Source organism: Pseudomonas sp. CFBP 13602 (assembly GCF_014842725.1).
GTDB lineage: Bacteria > Pseudomonadota > Gammaproteobacteria > Pseudomonadales > Pseudomonadaceae > Aquipseudomonas > Aquipseudomonas baltica.
Genome location: NZ_JACYVT010000004.1, coordinates 378054 through 394333, shown reverse-complemented (window position 1 = coordinate 394333; position 16280 = coordinate 378054). Strand labels below are relative to the sequence as shown.

General features: G+C 63.9%; 13 protein-coding genes and 1 pseudogene. 1 reads left to right on the top strand and 13 read right to left on the bottom strand.

Annotated features, from left to right (window positions below):
- Positions 1–144 precede the first annotated feature (144 nt).
- The 12 genes and pseudogenes from IFU31_RS10670 to IFU31_RS10615 form a co-directional block, all read right to left on the bottom strand.
- Positions 145–2079 carry a methyl-accepting chemotaxis protein gene (locus IFU31_RS10670; RefSeq protein WP_192102876.1) on the bottom strand — a complete coding sequence of 645 codons (1935 nt, stop codon included), beginning with the start codon at positions 2077–2079 and terminating at the stop codon, positions 145–147.
- Positions 2080–2223: 144 nt separating this feature from the next.
- Complete coding sequence (locus IFU31_RS10665; protein ID WP_192055760.1) at positions 2224–3513, bottom strand: adenylosuccinate synthase; 1290 nt, start codon at positions 3511–3513, stop codon at positions 2224–2226.
- A 54-nt stretch (positions 3514–3567) separates the two neighbouring features.
- Positions 3568–4755 (bottom strand): ATP phosphoribosyltransferase regulatory subunit, encoded by a 1188-nt coding sequence (locus tag IFU31_RS10660; RefSeq protein WP_122480369.1) that lies wholly within the window; start codon positions 4753–4755, stop codon positions 3568–3570.
- A 235-nt stretch (positions 4756–4990) separates the two neighbouring features.
- A complete protein-coding gene (hflC, locus tag IFU31_RS10655) occupies positions 4991–5860 on the bottom strand; it encodes a protease modulator HflC (protein WP_122480370.1) in 870 nt (289 codons plus the stop codon).
- Positions 5860–7044 (bottom strand): FtsH protease activity modulator HflK, encoded by a 1185-nt coding sequence (hflK, locus tag IFU31_RS10650; RefSeq protein WP_122480371.1) that lies wholly within the window; start codon positions 7042–7044, stop codon positions 5860–5862. Before hflK ends, hflC begins: the two co-directional genes overlap by 1 nt.
- A 96-nt stretch (positions 7045–7140) precedes the next feature.
- Positions 7141–8442, bottom strand: coding sequence for a ribosome rescue GTPase HflX (hflX, locus tag IFU31_RS10645; protein ID WP_122480372.1), 1302 nt, complete (start codon positions 8440–8442; stop codon positions 7141–7143).
- 12 nt (positions 8443–8454) lie between these two features.
- The gene (gene hfq / locus IFU31_RS10640) at positions 8455–8715 is read right to left on the bottom strand and encodes an RNA chaperone Hfq (RefSeq protein ID WP_043191144.1); all 261 of its coding nucleotides are present in this window, start codon (positions 8713–8715) and stop codon (positions 8455–8457) included.
- 93 nt (positions 8716–8808) lie between these two features.
- On the bottom strand, positions 8809–9780 hold the full coding sequence (miaA, locus tag IFU31_RS10635) for a tRNA (adenosine(37)-N6)-dimethylallyltransferase MiaA (protein WP_122480373.1): 972 nt from the start codon (positions 9778–9780) through the stop codon (positions 8809–8811).
- Positions 9781–9782: 2 nt separating this feature from the next.
- Entirely contained in the window at positions 9783–11678 is a 1896-nt protein-coding gene (mutL, locus tag IFU31_RS10630) for a DNA mismatch repair endonuclease MutL (protein WP_122480374.1), read from the bottom strand.
- Entirely contained in the window at positions 11678–13087 is a 1410-nt protein-coding gene (locus IFU31_RS10625; RefSeq protein ID WP_192048115.1) for an N-acetylmuramoyl-L-alanine amidase, read from the bottom strand. Before IFU31_RS10625 ends, mutL begins: the two co-directional genes overlap by 1 nt.
- A gap of 16 nt (positions 13088–13103) precedes the next feature.
- Positions 13104–13574: a tRNA (adenosine(37)-N6)-threonylcarbamoyltransferase complex ATPase subunit type 1 TsaE gene (gene tsaE, locus IFU31_RS10620; protein ID WP_122480376.1), complete on the bottom strand. Its 471-nt coding sequence runs from the start codon at positions 13572–13574 to the stop codon at positions 13104–13106.
- Positions 13562–14383: pseudogene (locus IFU31_RS10615) on the bottom strand (NAD(P)H-hydrate dehydratase); the annotation flags it as partial. The pseudogene IFU31_RS10615 and the gene tsaE, both read right to left, overlap by 13 nt.
- Positions 14384–14509: 126 nt before the next feature.
- Here IFU31_RS10615 and queG point away from each other — a divergent pair.
- Positions 14510–15580 carry a tRNA epoxyqueuosine(34) reductase QueG gene (queG, locus tag IFU31_RS10610; protein WP_192102872.1) on the top strand — a complete coding sequence of 357 codons (1071 nt, stop codon included), beginning with the start codon at positions 14510–14512 and terminating at the stop codon, positions 15578–15580.
- Here the strand turns inward: queG and IFU31_RS10605 are convergent.
- Positions 15565–16173 carry a trimeric intracellular cation channel family protein gene (locus tag IFU31_RS10605; protein WP_122480379.1) on the bottom strand — a complete coding sequence of 203 codons (609 nt, stop codon included), beginning with the start codon at positions 16171–16173 and terminating at the stop codon, positions 15565–15567. The two genes, queG and IFU31_RS10605, sit on opposite strands and share 16 nt — an antisense overlap.
- Between the last annotated feature and the right edge of the window lie 107 nt (positions 16174–16280).

The window sequence follows — 16280 nt, the reverse complement described above, 5'->3', positions numbered from 1 at the left end:
ACGCGAAACGGGCGCCGCGGTTCGTCAGCAAGGACCGCGGTGCGCCTTTCGCGGCCGATGACCGCTGATGCCACGCAATCCTGTAGGAGCGGTCCGTGGCCGCGAAAAGGCACCGCGGTTCGTCAGGCAGACCGCAGCGCGGCTTCAGGCGCGGAATTGGCCCAGGCTGGCTTTGAGCTGGGCAGCGAGCTTGTCCAGTTCCCGGCTGCTGGCCGTGGTCTGCTGTACCGCGAACGCTGCTTTCTCTGCCTGAGCGTGGATCACCTGCACCCTGCCCTTCACCGCCTGCGCGCCACGCGCCTGCTGTTCGGCCGCCTGGGTTGCCAGGCCGATCGCCGAGTGCACCTGTTCCACCGAAGTCTGAACGGCCTGCTGCAGCCGCGCACTGTCGCGCAGCACTGCCAGGCCTTCGTCCGCCTGTCGTCCGGCCTGACCGATAGCCGCCACCGCTTCCCGCGCACCGGCCTGCAAAGCGCCGATGTGGGCCTGGATATCGCCGGTCGAACTCTGCGTCTTGCTTGCCAGCGCACGCACCTCGTCGGCGACCACGGCGAAACCGCGCCCGGTCTCACCGGCCCGCGCCGCCTCGATGGCGGCATTGAGCGCCAGCAGATTGGTCTGCTCGGCGATCCCGTGGATCACCGTCAACACCACCTCGATCTGCTGGCTCTGCTCGGCCAGGCGCTCGATCACCTTTGAGCCGCTCTGCACCTGGCCAGCCAACGCCTCGATCAACCCCCCGACCTGTTGCGAGGCACGAGTATTGTCGTCGGTGGCCTTGCGAATCTGCGCCACCTGCTGCAAGGCCGACTGCATCGCCTGGCTCTCGGCCTGAGCCTCATCGGCCATCTGCGACAAGTCGTGCAGGCTCTGCGCTACTTCATCGCGCTGCAGTCGAGCGGCATCATCGGCACCAGCGTTGCGTTGGGCCATGCTGCCGATCTCGATACCGGTCTTGTGCGCCACCTCACCCGCCTCGCGAACGATAGGCTGCAGCTTGTCGACGAAACGATTGACCGCCGCCGCCATGTCGCCGATCTCGTCACGGCTGTGGATAGCGACGCGTTTGGTCAGATCACCCTCGCCTGCGGCCAGATCATCCAGCGCACCGACCAGCAGACGCAGACGATGCACCACGCGCCGCCCCAGTACCGCGGTCAGCACCACCAGCATGACCATGCCGACCAGGGCCAGACACAGCCCGATGCGCCAGCGCAACTGCGCCGCAGCGGCCTGCACCGTGTTGTGGGTATTGGCCTGCATGGTCGCCGCCGCCGATTCCGCCGACTGCAGACGCGCCTGCAGCGCCTTGGCACTTTCGGCCGAGGCGCCTTGCAGGCTCTCGCCCACCAACTGCCCCGCACTGGCAATCAATGCCGCGAAGCGCTTGTCCAGTTCGGCCACCTCGGCCTCTACACCAGTGCGCGAGACAGCCATCAGTACCCGGCCGATCTCTGCGCCATTGGGGTTGATCGAGGCCTCGACATAGATCACCGCCGGGTCTGTCTTGGCCGCATCGAGCACCTTGTCCAAGGCTCGCTCACCGGCGCCCTTGGCCAACAGCGCCTGGTTGATGGGGTTGTCGCGGTTCAAGTAACGGGTCAAGTGCTCGCCCTGGGCGTCGTTGTAGATCACGAACAGTACGTTGGGATTGCGCTGGGCACGGCGGGCGAACTCGGAAAGCGTCGGTACATCGTTGTCCCACATTGCCCGCGGCGCGACCGAGGCCAGCAATTCGGCCATGTCGGTGGCCGATTCCTGCAGGTCCTTGTCCAGCGTGGCGCGGATCTGCGCCTGCTCGCCGCTCAAACGCGCCGACAAACCGGCACTCAGGCGCTGGCGAGTATTGCCCGAAAGGCCCTCGAGGCCGGAAGACACTTCCGCGCTCGCGCTTTGCAGCTCGCCCGTCAGCCGCTGGCTGTCCTGAGCCATGCGACGGTCCAGGTCCGCTTCCAGCGCGGTGACCGTGCTTCGGGTCAGCGCAATGGCGGCCAGCACCTGCACCAAAAGAGCGATGCCCAGGGCGATGAAGACCGGACGCAGCAAACGGCTGCGCATAAGAGAAAGGACAGCGGACATGTGAATCCCCTTTTTATTGACGCCATTCTGACGATGGCGCCTGATTGAGGACTCACACAGCAAAGGCCGTGCCGAGAAGGTTTGCCTGTTGCTCGAACGACAAAGGGCCCCGAAGGGCCCTTTGCTGTATTGCGCGAACCGCTGTCAGCCGAACGGGTGACGCAGCACGATGGTTTCGTTGCGGTCCGGGCCGGTCGAGATGATGTCGATCGGTGCGCCGATCAGCTCCTCGACTCGCTTGATATAGGCACGAGCGTTGGCGGGCAGCTCTTCCAGGGTTTTCGCACCCACGGTCGACTCGCTCCAACCCGGTACTTCTTCGTACACGGGCTGCAGGCCCACGTAGCTGTCAGCGTCAGTGGGGGCAACGTCTTTGCCCTCCGCATCTTTATAGCCGATGCAGATATTGATGGTTTCCAGACCATCGAGTACGTCCAGCTTGGTCAGGCAGATGCCCGAGATGCTGTTCACATCGATAGCGCGACGCAGGATGACGGCGTCGAACCAGCCACAACGACGAGCACGGCCGGTGGTCGCGCCAAACTCGTGGCCTTGCTTGGCCAGGTGCGCACCGACTTCATCGAACAGCTCGGTCGGGAACGGACCCGAACCTACACGGGTGGTGTACGCCTTGGTGATGCCCAGGATGTAGTCCAGGAACATGGGACCAACGCCGGAGCCGGTCGCAACGCCACCCGCGGTGGTGTTGGAACTGGTCACGTACGGGTAGGTACCGTGGTCGATGTCGAGCAACGAACCTTGGGCACCTTCGAACATGATGTCTTTGCCTGCACGACGCAGGTCGTGCAGTTCGGCAGTCACGTCGAGCATCAGCGGCTTGAGCAGCTCGGCGTATTCCTTGCACTCGGCCAGAGTCTTTTCAAACTCGATGGCAGGCTCTTTGTAGTAACCCACCAGCATGAAGTTGTGGTAATCCACCAGTTCACGCAGCTTGTCTTCGAAGCGCGGCATGTTGAGCAGGTCGCCCACACGCAGGCCGCGACGAGCAACCTTGTCTTCATACGCCGGGCCGATGCCGCGACCGGTGGTGCCGATCTTGAGCTCGCCACGGGCCTTTTCACGGGCTTGATCCAGCGCCACGTGGAAAGACAGGATCAGCGGGCAGGACGGGCTGATACGCAGGCGCTCGCGCACCGGTACGCCTTTGTCCTCGAGCTTGGTGATCTCGCGCATCAGAGCGTCGGGTGCAACTACCACACCGTTGCCGATCAGGCACTGGACGCCCTCGCGCAGCACGCCCGAAGGGATCAGGTGCAGGACGGTTTTCTCGCCGTCGATGACCAGCGTGTGACCGGCGTTGTGGCCGCCTTGATAGCGCACCACCGCAGCAGCATGTTCGGTCAGCAGATCAACGATCTTGCCTTTGCCCTCATCACCCCATTGGGTGCCCAGGACTACGACATTCTTACCCATAACACTTGTCCTCATTCGCGCAAACTTGGTGCCGGCAGCGGCCGGCAGGAAAACTCAAGAGGCCAGTGGCAGCACTTGCCATTGCCCGTTCTGCTGAATCAATTGACAGTCGCAATCTGCCTCGCCGGCAGCCTCGATCGTCTGTCCCGGCAATGCCTGGACCACGCGGCGACCCTCGCGGCGCAGCTGGCAGACTGCCTGCCACAAGGCCGCATCGGTGCTGTCAGGCATCCAGACGCCACCGACGGGCAGTTCGATCCGGGCCCGACCCAGCGTCACCAGGGACTTGAGGTCCGTGGAGAAACCGGTTGCCGGGCGGGCACGGCCGAAGTCCGCACCAATGTCATCGTAGCGGCCGCCCTGGGCGATGGACTGGCCCATGCCTGGAACGAACACGGCGAACACAACGCCGGTGTGATAGTGATAACCGCGCAACTCGCCCAAGTCGAAGTACAGCGGCAATTGTGGAAAACGCAACGACAGCCGCTCGGCAATCGCCAGCAGGTCGTCCAGTGCGGTCATCACCGGCGCCGGTGCGTTGGCCAGGCGTACCTTGGCCTGAGCCAGCACTTCGCGACCGCCACACAGGCCAACCAGGGCACGCAGCATCTCGGCGATGTCCGCTTGCAGCCCTTCGGTGAGGACGATCACTTCGTCGATGGCCTTGCGCTGCAGGGCATCGAACAACTGCTGCTCGACATCGCCCGACAGCCCGGCCGCGCGGGCCAGGCCGCGGTAGATACCGACATGCCCCAGATCCATGTGCACGTCTGGCACATCGGCCATTTCCAGCATGGTCAGCATCAGGCTGATGACTTCCACGTCGCTGCTCGGACTGGCATCGCCATACAGCTCGGCGCCCAGCTGGATCGGGCTGCGCGAACTGGACAGTGCCCGCGGCTGTGCATGCAGCACACTGCCGGCATAGCACAGGCGGTTCGGCCCTTCACGGCGCAAGGTGTGCGCATCGATGCGCGCCACCTGCGGCGTGATGTCGGCACGAAAGCCCATTTGCCGACCCGATTGCGGGTCGATCACCTTGAAGGTGCGCAGGTCCAGGTCCTGCCCGGCACCGGTCAGCAGCGACTCGAGGTATTCGATGTGCGGCGTTACGACGAACTCGTAACCCCAGCTCTGGAACAGGTCCAACACCTGACGCCGCGCGACTTCGATTCGCGCAGCCTCGGGCGGCAGTACTTCTTCGATGCCATCTGGCAGCAGCCAGCGGTCTACCGTTGCCATTACGCCTTTCCCCTATGATCCGGGCGGCCTGCCGTCGGGCTAGCCTTGAGTGAAGCAGAAATCGCCCACCGCAAGCAGGTCGCGGGGCAATGTCCTCATGAACCGGGCCTATGAATCGGCCAATCTAACTTGCAGACGCAAAAAAGCCGGGAATTTCCCGGCTGCCGCATCATACACACGTTTCGCCGATCGTTCACCCCGCCGAACGGTTAAACCGCTCGACGGGGAAAGCCGATCAGGGCTTGTACTTCTCCATGAAGCGGAAGAAATCGCTCTTGGAGTCCAGCACCATCACGTCGCTCTTGTTGGCGAAGCTCTGGCGGTATGCCTGCAGGCTGCGGAAGAAGGAATAGAATTCCTGATCCTGACCATAGGCCTGGGCGTAGATGGACGCTGCCTGCGCATCGCCGTCACCACGCGCTTCCTCGGACTCGCGATAGGCTTCGGCCAACAGCACACGACGCTGGCGATCGGCGTCCGCACGAATGCCTTCCGCCAACTCGTTACCCTTGGCACGGTGCTCGCGCGCCTCGCGCTCACGCTCGGTGCTCATGCGCTCGAACACGCTGCGGTTGACTTCCTTGGGCAGGTCGATGGCCTTGACGCGCACGTCGATGACCTCGATACCCAGCTCCTTGTCTGCCATGCGGTTGAGCGACGTGGTGATGTCGGACATCAACGCGTCACGCTCGCCCGACACCACTTCATGCAGGGTGCGCTTGCCGAACTGGTCACGCAGACCCGATTCGAGACGTCGCGACAGACGCTCGTCGGCGATCTGCTTCATGCCGGAAGTAGCGGTGTAGTAGCGCTCGGCATCCTTCACACGCCACTTGGCATAGGCATCGACCATCACCGCTTTCTTCTCCAGGGTCAGGAACCGCTGGGTCGGGGCGTCGAGGGTCATCAGCCGCGCATCGAACTTGCGCACCTGGTTGACGTACGGCAGCTTCACATGCAGGCCGGGCTGGACATCGGCCTGGACCACGCGACCGAATTGCAGGAGGACCGCACGTTCGGTTTGCGCAACGATGTAGAAGCAGTTCCATGCTGCCACCGCCAGAACGACGGTGACGACAAGGGCGATCACAGATTTATTGCCCATCAGCGACTCTCCCTTGAACGCATTTCACGCTGTTGCTGCTGCAGGTCGGCCGCAGCGCGTGCGCCGGCGGCGTCGCTGGCCGAGGCCGGCGTGCTGGCGGCAGGCGTGCTGCCGTTGTTGCGGTCGCCACCGACCATCTTGTCCAGCGGCAGGTAGATCAGGTTGTTCTGACCTTCCTTGCTGGCCACCAGCACCTTGCTGGTGTTGCTGTACACGTCCTGCATGGTTTCCAGGTACAGGCGCTGACGGGTCACGTCGGGTGCCTTGCGGTACTCGGTGACCAGCTTGGTGAAGCGGTCGGCCTCACCCTTGGCGCGCGATACGACTTCGTCGCGGTAGCCGTTGGCATCTTCGATGATGCGCTGGGCCTGCCCGCGAGCCTCGGGAATCACGCCGTTGGCATAGCCTTCGGCCTGGTTGCGCGAGCGCTGCTCGTCTTCCCGGGCGCGGATCACGTCGTCGAAGGCTTCCTGCACTTCACGCGGGGCTGCCGCGCTCTGCACGTTGACCTGGGTCACGGTGATACCGGTCTGGTAGGTGTCGAGGAAACGCTGCAGGCGCTCCTTGATCTCGCCGGCCATCTGCTCGCGACCTTCGGTCAGCACCTGGTCCATGGCGGTGGAACCCACCACGTGGCGAAGCGCACTGTCGGTAGCATGCTGCAGGCTGATTTCGGGCTGGTCGACGCGCAGGACGAAGTCCTGCAGGTTGGTGATCTTGTACTGCACGGTCAGCGGCACTTCGACGATGTTCTCGTCTTCGGTGAGCATCTGCCCCTGCTTGGTATACGAACGCTCGCGCGTGACGTTTTCCAGGTACTTGCGGTCGATCGGCGGGAAATAGATGTTCAGGCCCGGACCTACCGTTTCGTAATACTTGCCGAAGCGCAGCACCACGGCCTGCTCCTGCTCGTCGACCACATACACCGCGCTGTACAGCCAGATCGCGCCAAGCACGGCAAGGCCGATGCCCAACAGGCCGAGACCACCGCCCTTGGACGTGCCTCCACCGTCGCCACCGCCACCTGTGCGTTTCTTTCCACCGCCGAACAACCCGTTCAGGCTGTCCTGCAGCTTGCGGAAGGCCTCGTCGAGATCCGGTGGCCCCTTGCGGTCGCCTCCACGGCGTTTACCACCCCAAGGATCTTGATTGTTCGAGTTGCCACCCGGCTCATTCCAAGCCATAGCGCTCTCCATCTGATAAAGCAAAGACGCACCCACGGCGCGCCGACCAATGCTACAGAATGCCCGACATGACAGCACAGCTGCCACACGAGGCTTTTATTGCAAAGTGTGTTGCTCGATGAATTCAGCGGGCTCCATGCCTTCGCGACTGACCAGGCGATTGAGCTCCGCACGCGGCAGGCGTATTGCCAGCAGACTGCCACCTTGCTCATCATGCGCTTCGCTTTGCACCGCGCCCAGCGAAAACAGCTGGGCGCGCAGGCGGCCCAGTGTCTGGCCCAGCTGCAGCGTGCCGACGAACAGGTCTTCGCCGAGCAGCTCGGCAACCGCCTGCTTGACCAGCTCGAGACCGCGCCCGTCGCGCGCCGACACCCATACCCTGACCGGTTTGCCGTCGGCATCGCGCTGTATCTGCGGCTCGACGTTCTCGAGCAGGTCGAGTTTGTTATACACCTCGAGTATCGGCAAGCCTTGCGCGCCGATCTCGGTGAGCACGGCCATGACCTGTTCGATCTGCGCCATGCGCTCGGGCTCATGGGCATCGATCACGTGCAGCAGCAGGTCGGAGTTGCTCGATTCCTCGAGGGTGGCGCGAAACGCTTCGACCAGCTTGTGCGGCAGGTGACGAATGAAACCCACCGTGTCGGCCAGGATCACCGGTCCCAGGTCGTTCAACTCGAGTCGGCGCAGGGTCGGATCGAGCGTGGCGAACAGTTGGTCGGCCGCGTACACCTCGGACTGCGTGACGGCGTTGAACAAGGTCGACTTGCCGGCGTTGGTGTAGCCCACCAGGGACACCGACGGAATGTCGGCTCGCCGGCGGCCGCGACGTGCCTGCTCGCGCTGGCTGCGAACCTTTTCCAGGCGCTGCTTGATCTGCCGCAGGCGTACCCGCAGCAGACGCCGGTCGGTTTCCAGCTGGGTTTCACCAGGGCCGCGCAGGCCGATACCACCGCCCTGGCGCTCGAGGTGAGTCCAGCCGCGAACCAGCCGCGTGCTCATGTGCTCGAGCTGGGCCAGTTCGACCTGCAGCTTGCCTTCATGGGTACGGGCGCGTTGCGCGAAGATATCCAGGATCAGACCGGTACGGTCCAGCACGCGGCACTCGAAGACTTTCTCGAGGTTGCGCTCCTGGCTGGGTGTGAGGGTGTGATTGAAGATCACCAGATCTGCGTGCTCGGCCTTGACCTGGTCACGCAGCTCCTCGACCTTGCCGCTGCCGATCAGAAATTTGGCACTGGGCCGATGACGGGCGACATTGACGAATGCGACAGTTTCGGCGCCGGCCGAGATGGCCAGCTCCTGAAACTCCTGCGGGTCTTCGCGCGCCTCAGGGTCCTGACCATCCAGATGAACGAGGATCGCTCGCTCACCACCACCGTGGCGCTCAAAGAACAAGGCAGACTCCTATCAAGCGTTACCTGGGTCGGTGTCGCCCTGCTCGGATTCGGTCGCACTTGGCAGACGAATCGGACGCACCGGTACAACCGTGGAAATAGCGTGTTTGTAGACCATCTGGCTGACCGTGTTCTTCAGCAAAATGACGAACTGGTCGAACGATTCGATCTGGCCCTGCAACTTGATACCGTTCACCAGATAGATCGAGACGCCGACCTTCTCTTTACGCAAGGTGTTCAAGTAAGGGTCTTGTAGCGAATGCCCTTTTGACATGTGCCGCACTCCTTTAAGGATCAATAGTGGAAAAGCTTTGAAAAGATGAAGGCTCTGACCGTCAGACCCAAGGATAGACGGCAATTGCGGGACTCAGCTCAATATGGAGGCCGAACCCAGGTATTTCAAGGTGCGAGGCAGATTGTCGATGGCCAGGCTGTCGAGCCAGTGCAGATCGGCCCAACTGCGCAACCAGGTAAACTGTCGCTTGGCCAATTGGCGCGTGGCGATGATGCCGCGTTCGCGCATCTGCACCTCGGTCAGCTGGCCATCCAGATGATCCCAGACTTGCCGATAGCCCACCGCTCGTATAGACGCAAGCCCAGCATGCAAGTCACTTCGAGCACGCAAGGCAGTGACCTCGTCGACGAAGCCTTGTTCCAGCATTTGTCCGAAACGCAAGGCAATTCGCTCATGCAGCACCGAGCGATCGGCGGGTGCGATTGCCAAGTGGGCCACAGTATAGGGCAATTGCCCGCTTGCCAATGCGCCTGCCTCGGTACTTTGCGCAGATTGTCGCGCGCGCAGCTCGGTCATGCTCGAACCACTCACGCGGTAGACCTCCAACGCTCGGATCAGCCGTTGCGGATCGTTGGGATGAATGCGCGCGGCAGAAACCGGATCGACCGCCGCAAGCTGGTCATGCAGTGCCTGCCAGCCGTGCAGCGCGGCCTGCGCCTCGAGATCGGCGCGCACCTGGGCATCGGCGCCCGGCATGTCCGCCAACCCCTCGAGCAAAGCCTTGAAATACAGCATGGTGCCGCCAACCAGCAGCGGGATGTTGCCCCGCGCGGTGATCTGCGCCATGGCCTGCAAGGCATCGCGGCGAAAGTCGGCGGCGCTGTAGCTTTGCGCCGGATCGAGGATGTCGATCAGCGCGTGCGGATGGGCGTCGAGCACCGCCCGCGACGGCTTGGCGGTGCCGATGTCCATGCCGCGGTAGACCAGGGCCGAGTCGACGCTGATCAGCTCGCACGGCAGCACCTTGCTCAGCTCGATGGCCAGGTCGGTCTTGCCCGCGGCCGTGGGCCCCATGAGGAAGATCGCCGGAGGTAGGCCACTCATGTTCAACGCCCGCGCAGGAAGAGTTTGTCCAGGTCGTCCAGGCCCATCTGGGTCCAGGTCGGTCGACCATGGTTGCACTGGCCACTGCGCTCGGTGTTTTCCATATCGCGCAGCAGGCCGTTCATTTCCGGAATGGCCAGGCGCCGGTTGGCACGAATGGCACCGTGGCAGGCCATGGTGCCCAGCAATTCGTTCAAGTGGGCCTGGATACGGTCACTGGTGCCGTACTCCATCAGGTCGGCCAGGACATCGCCGACCAGGCGATTGGCCTCGGCCTGCTTGAGCAGGGCTGGAATCTGGCGTATGGCCAGGGTTTCCGGGCCCAGGCGCTGCAGCTCGAAGCCCAGGCGCTGGAACCACGCCGCGTGCTCCTCGGCACAGTCCGCCTCGCGTTGGCTCATGGCCAGCGATTCGGGCACCAGCAAGGGCTGCCCGCTCAGACCCTCGCTGGCCATGGCGATCTTCAGGCGCTCGTACATGATGCGCTCGTGCGCCGCATGCATGTCCACCAGAACCAGCCCCTGGGCGTTTTCGGCCAGGATATAGATACCCTTGAGCTGTGCCAGCGCGTAGCCCAGCGGGGGGATGTCGCCCTGGCTTGGTGGCAGGCTGGGAATCGGCGCGGTGCTGCTGCCGGCGGTAGGCAGCGGTGCGAAGAACTCCCGGTAGGCGCTCTGCGCCTCGGCCACCGGCAGGGCAGCGGTCGGCCGTGGCGTGTATGAATACCCGCCGCTGGAACCCCCACTCGACTGTGGCTGGGCCATCGGTGAGTGCAGCAGGTTGGCCGCCAGGCCCATTTCACCCTGGGGGCCGAACTCGCCTGCCTGGGCCCCGCTCGGCCGCAACGGCTGGGCCTGCGCCGGCGCGCTCGCCAACTGGTCTTCCGGGCGAACATCGGCCAGCGCCCGGTGCAATGTGCCGTAGAGAAAGTCGTGCACCATGCGCCCGTCGCGAAAGCGCACTTCATGCTTGGTCGGGTGCACGTTGACGTCGACCACCGCTGGGTCCACTTCCAGAAACAGGACGAAGGTCGGATGACGGCCGTTGAACAGCACGTCGCGATAAGCCTGGCGTACCGCGTGGGCAACCAGCTTGTCGCGCACCGCTCGGCCGTTGACGAAGAAGTATTGAAGGTCGGCCTGGCTGCGCGAAAACGTCGGCAAGCCTACCCAGCCCCACAGCCGCAGGCCGTTGCGCTCGACTTCTATAGGCATCGCCTGTTCAAGGAACGCCGGCCCGCAGACCGCAGCGACCCGCCGTGCACGGGCGGTTTCGTCATGGGCCTCATGCAAGCCGAGGATGCTCTTGCCGTTGTGCCGCAGGTGGAAGCCTACGTCGAAGCGCGCCAGCGCCAGGCGCTTGATGACTTCCTGCAGGTGGTCGAACTCGGTTTTTTCGGTCTTGAGAAACTTGCGCCGCGCCGGCGTATTGAAGAACAGGTCGCGCACCTCCACCGAGGTGCCCACAGGGTGCGCCGCAGGCTGCACGCGGGCGTCCATGTCGCGGCCTTCGGTTTCTACCTGCCAGGCCTGATCGGCCGCCGCGGTGCGCGAGGTCAGGGTGAGCCGCGCCACCGAACTGATCGAGGCCAGCGCTTCGCCGCGAAACCCCAGGCTCATGACGCGCTCGAGGTCCTGCAGGTCGCGGATCTTGCTGGTGGCATGGCGCGCCAGGGCCAGCGGCAGGTCGTCGGCCGAGATGCCGCTGCCGTCGTCGCGCACGCGCAGCAGCTTGACGCCACCCTGCTCGACCTCGATGTCGATGCGCCGGGCGCCGGAGTCCAGGCTGTTTTCCAGCAGCTCCTTGATCACCGAAGCCGGTCGTTCGACCACCTCGCCAGCAGCGATCTGGTTGGCGAGCCGCGGACTGAGCAGCTCGATACGCGCCGATTCAACCATTACTGGGACGCCAGGGCAGTGCTGGGAATCGTAACTTCCTGGCCAATCTTCAATTCATCGGTTTTCAGGTCATTGGCGCTGCGCAAGGTGGCGATGCCCAAGTCGTAGCGCGCCGCGAGCATAGCCAGGGTCTCGCCGGGACGCACCACGTGGGTGCTGGGGCCGCGGGCAATCTTGCCGGTGTCGCGCAACCACGCCATGTAGGTACCTGGCGGCGGGTTCTGCTGGAAGAACTGCTTCACGCCGGTACGAATGGATCGCGCCAGCGCCTGCTGGTGACCCGAGCTTTGCAGCTTGTTGGCTTCGTTGGAGTTGGAGATGAACCCGGTTTCCACGAGGATCGAAGGGATGTCCGGCGATTTCAACACCATGAACCCGGCCTGCTCGACCCGACGCTTGTGCAGCGGTGTCACCTGGCCAATGTTGCTCAACACTTTCTGGCCCACATTGAGGCTGGAAGTAAGCGAAGCGGTCATCGACAGATCCAGCAACACGCCGGCCAGCATGCGGTCCTTGTCATCCAGGCTGACGTTGCCAGCGCCACCGATCAAGTCCGAACGGTTCTCGGTATCGGCCAGCCAGCGTGCGGTTTCCGACGTGGCGCCGCGCTCGGACAGGGCAAATACCGAGGCGCCGAAAGCCGCCGATGAGGGCGCGGCGTCGGCGTGAATGGACACGAACAGGTCTGCGCCCTTCTTGCGGGCGATTTCGGTACGCCCGCGCAGCGGAATGAAGTAGTCGCCGGTGCGCGTCAGCTCGGCGCGAAAGCCTTGTTCGGCGTTGATCTGGCGTTGCAATTCCTTGGCGATCTGCAACACCACGTCTTTTTCGTGCTGCCCGCGCGGCCCCGAGGCGCCTGGGTCTTCGCCGCCGTGGCCGGCATCGATGGCAATGACAATATCGCGCTTGCCGTTGGGCACCGGGGTCAGCTTGATGGCCGGACGCGTCGGCGTCACCGGCACCGCCGGTGTGATGGCCACGGCCGGCTGCGGTGGCGTGGGCTCGGCATCGGCCGCGGAGTCGAACAGGTCGACCACCAGGCGGTTGCCATATTGCTGGTTGGGCGCAAGCGTGAAGCTTTTCGGGGTGATGGCCTTTTTCAGGTCCACCACCACGCGCAGATCGGTGGGGGTACGCTGTGCCGAGCGCACGCTGGTGACGGGCGAGTCGCCAGGCGCCACGCTCAACGGACCGGCCGCAGTGGCGCCGTTGATGTCGATGACCAGTCGATCGGGCGACGACAGCGTGAACACGCTGTGCTGGACGGGACCTGTGAGGTCGAAGACCAGCCGGGTGTTATCCGGCGCTCGCCACAAGCGCACGCTCTTGACTTGTGTAGCGGCCACGGCATTGACGACAAAACCCGTCAACATCAGACCAACGACCGCGACCAGCGCGCGAATGCGCATACCTAACCCCATCAAATTATTTGGATTTCTGTGCCACAGCGGCACACCAGGACACACCGCGCGGGCCCTGTGGCGATAACTTCAACAGCCTTCCGGCCGCTTGCGGGCTTATGGTAATGGTCAGGTCCGGCTTTGGCAAAAAGCCTGCGCCCTGCTGGGGCCACTCGATCAGGCACAAGGCGTCCTCTTCAAAGTAGTCGCGGATGCCCAAATACTCCAATTCCTCTGGATCAACAAGACGATAGAGGTCGAAGTGAAAGGCTTTTATAACTCCGATCTCGTAGGGTTCGACCAGGGTGAAGGTCGGGCTCTTGACCGCTCCGACGTGGCCCAGGCCGCGGATCAGGCCTCGGGAAAAGGTGGTCTTGCCGGCGCCCAGATCACCCTCCAGGAAGATCAATCCGTGGCCCTGGGTCACCTCTGCCATGCGCGCACCGAATGCAAGCATGGCCGCTTCGCCTTCCAGGTAGATTTCTACTTCAGACACGGATAATGCTCCTCGAGCAACTGACGAATGGCAGGTATCAGGTCGCTGGCCGCCAAACCACGACCGAGCTTGCCCAGCCGTTCTCCGGCGCCGGCATGCAGCCACACACCCAGGCAGGCCGCATCGAAGCCATCCAGGCCTTGGGCACGCAGGGCGCCGACCAGCCCGGCGAGCACGTCGCCCAAGCCTCCGGTGGCCATGGCGGGATGACCCTGATCGCAGATCGCCAGACGCCCATCGGGCGCAGCGATCAGGCTGCCCGCCCCCTTGAGCACGCACACTGCCGAATACTGACGCGCCAGGCGCAGGGCCGCCGCGGGGCGATCGGCCTGCACCTGCGCGGTGGAAATACCCAGCAGCCTGGCCGCTTCCCCTGGGTGCGGAGTCAGCACGGCATCGGCCGGCAGTGCAACGGCGCCCTGCGCCAACTGATTCAGTGCATCGGCGTCCCACACCTGTGGTTTGTCCTGGCTGGCCGCCACCGACAGCAGGCTGCGGCCCCAGTTGGCCTGCCCCAGCCCGGGCCCGACCACCAGCACCGTGGCCGCTTCGGCCAGCGCCAGCAACTGGTTGGCCGAAGCGATATCGGCAACCATCACTTCCGGCATGCGCGCCAGCGCCGGCGCCACGTGCTCGCCGCGGGTAGCCAGCGTTACCATGCCGGCCCCGCTGCGCAGGGCACTTTGCGCGCTGAGCAAGGCTGCACCGCCGGTGCCATGGTCGCCACCGATCACCAGTACACGGCCGTACATGCCCTTGTGCGCATCCATCGGCCGCGCGGCCAGAACCGGCAAGGTGGTGGGGTCGAGCTGCACGGCGGCCGAAGGCTGGCGCTGCCCCGCGTCGGGAATTTGCGTGTCTGGCGGCATGCTTGAACCTTTACTGTCGATGTCTGGCAGAATTATACCCACCTCCGCACAGGTTTCCTCGCTCGCATGTCTGCTCCCACCATCGACCTTCCCGCCCTGGCGCTCTCCATCAAGCAATGGGGACGCGAACTGGGTTTCCAGCAAGTCGGCATCGCAGGCCTGGACCTTGGCGAGCATGAACGACACCTGCAGCGCTGGCTGGAGGCTGGCTACCATGGCGAAATGGACTACATGGCCGCCCATGGCAGCAAGCGCTCACACCCCGAGCAACTGGTGCCGGGCACCTTGCGGGTCGTTTCGCTGCGCATGGACTACCTGCCCGGCGACACCCAGATGGCGCAACGCCTGGCGCAGCCTGAAAAAGCCTACGTCTCGCGCTATGCCTTGGGCCGCGACTACCACAAGCTGATCCGCAAACGCGTGCAGCACCTGGCCGAACGCATCCAGCAGGACATCGGCCCGTTTGGCTTTCGCGCCTTCGTCGACAGCGCGCCGGTGCTGGAAAAAGCCATTGCCCAGGAAGCGGGGCTGGGCTGGATCGGCAAGAACACCCTGGTACTCAACCGCAAGGCCGGCAGCTACTTCTTCCTCGCCGAACTGTTCGTCGATCTGCCGTTGCCGGTCGACGAACCCCACGCCAGCGAGCACTGCGGGCGCTGCACGGCCTGCCTGGACATCTGCCCTACCGCCGCCTTCGTCGGGCCCTACGTGCTGGATGCTCGTCGCTGCATTTCCTATCTGACCATCGAGCTCAAGGGCCCCATTCCCACCGAGCTGCGGCCGCTGATCGGCAACCGTGTGTTCGGTTGCGACGACTGCCAGATCGTTTGCCCGTGGAACCGCTTCGCCCGCCCTTCGGGTGAAGGCGATTTCCAGCCGCGGCATCAACTGGACAATGCCGAACTGGCGCAGCTGTTTTTGTGGGATGAAGACCGGTTTCTGAGCAGCACCGAAGGCTCGCCCCTGCGCCGCGCCGGTTACGAGCGCTTTCTGCGCAACCTGGCGGTTGGGCTGGGCAACGCACCGTCGAGCATCCCGGTGCTCGAAGCCTTGAAGGCACGCCGCGAGGACCCCAGCGAACTGGTCCGTGAACACGTCGAATGGGCCCTGGCGGCCCACGCTCAACGATCGTCGTAGACGAACTTGGGCATTTCCCAATGGAAGCGAATAGCCAGCAGACGCAGGAGAAAGCCGCCGCACAGGGTGATGGACAGCGCCTGAATCGGCACCAGCTCCAGGTAGGTGCAACCCAGAAAGCACCACGCCGCAGCGAATGAGACGCTGGCATATAGCTCACGGCGGAACACCAGGGGAATGTCGTTGCAGAGGATATCGCGCAGGATGCCGCCGAAGACCCCGGTGATCATGCCGCTGATGGACGCCACCAGATAATCGTGGCCCAGCTCCAGTGCAGTCATGGTACCGATCAGGGTAAACGCCACCAGCCCCAACGCGTCGAGCACCAGAAACAGCGAGCGCAGGCGGCGCATGAGCGGCGCGATGAAAATCGTCACCAGCGCCGCCACGCTGGTCAGCACCAGGTATTCGGGGTGCTTGACCCACGTCAGCGGATAGTTGCCGAGCAACACGTCGCGCATCGACCCACCGCCCAATGCAGTCACACAGGCAATTAGCACCACGCCGAACCAGTCCATACCGCGCCGCCCTGCGGACAAGGCACCGGTCATGGCTTCAGCGGTGATGGCGATGAGGTAGAGGGTCAGCAGCATGGGGACCTGGGGCCAAAAGACGAGCAGTGTGATGGGCGCGGTATCGACTGCAACATGGACGCCGCGATGATCCCTCATGATACCGGGCACGCACTGGCGTTGTCCGC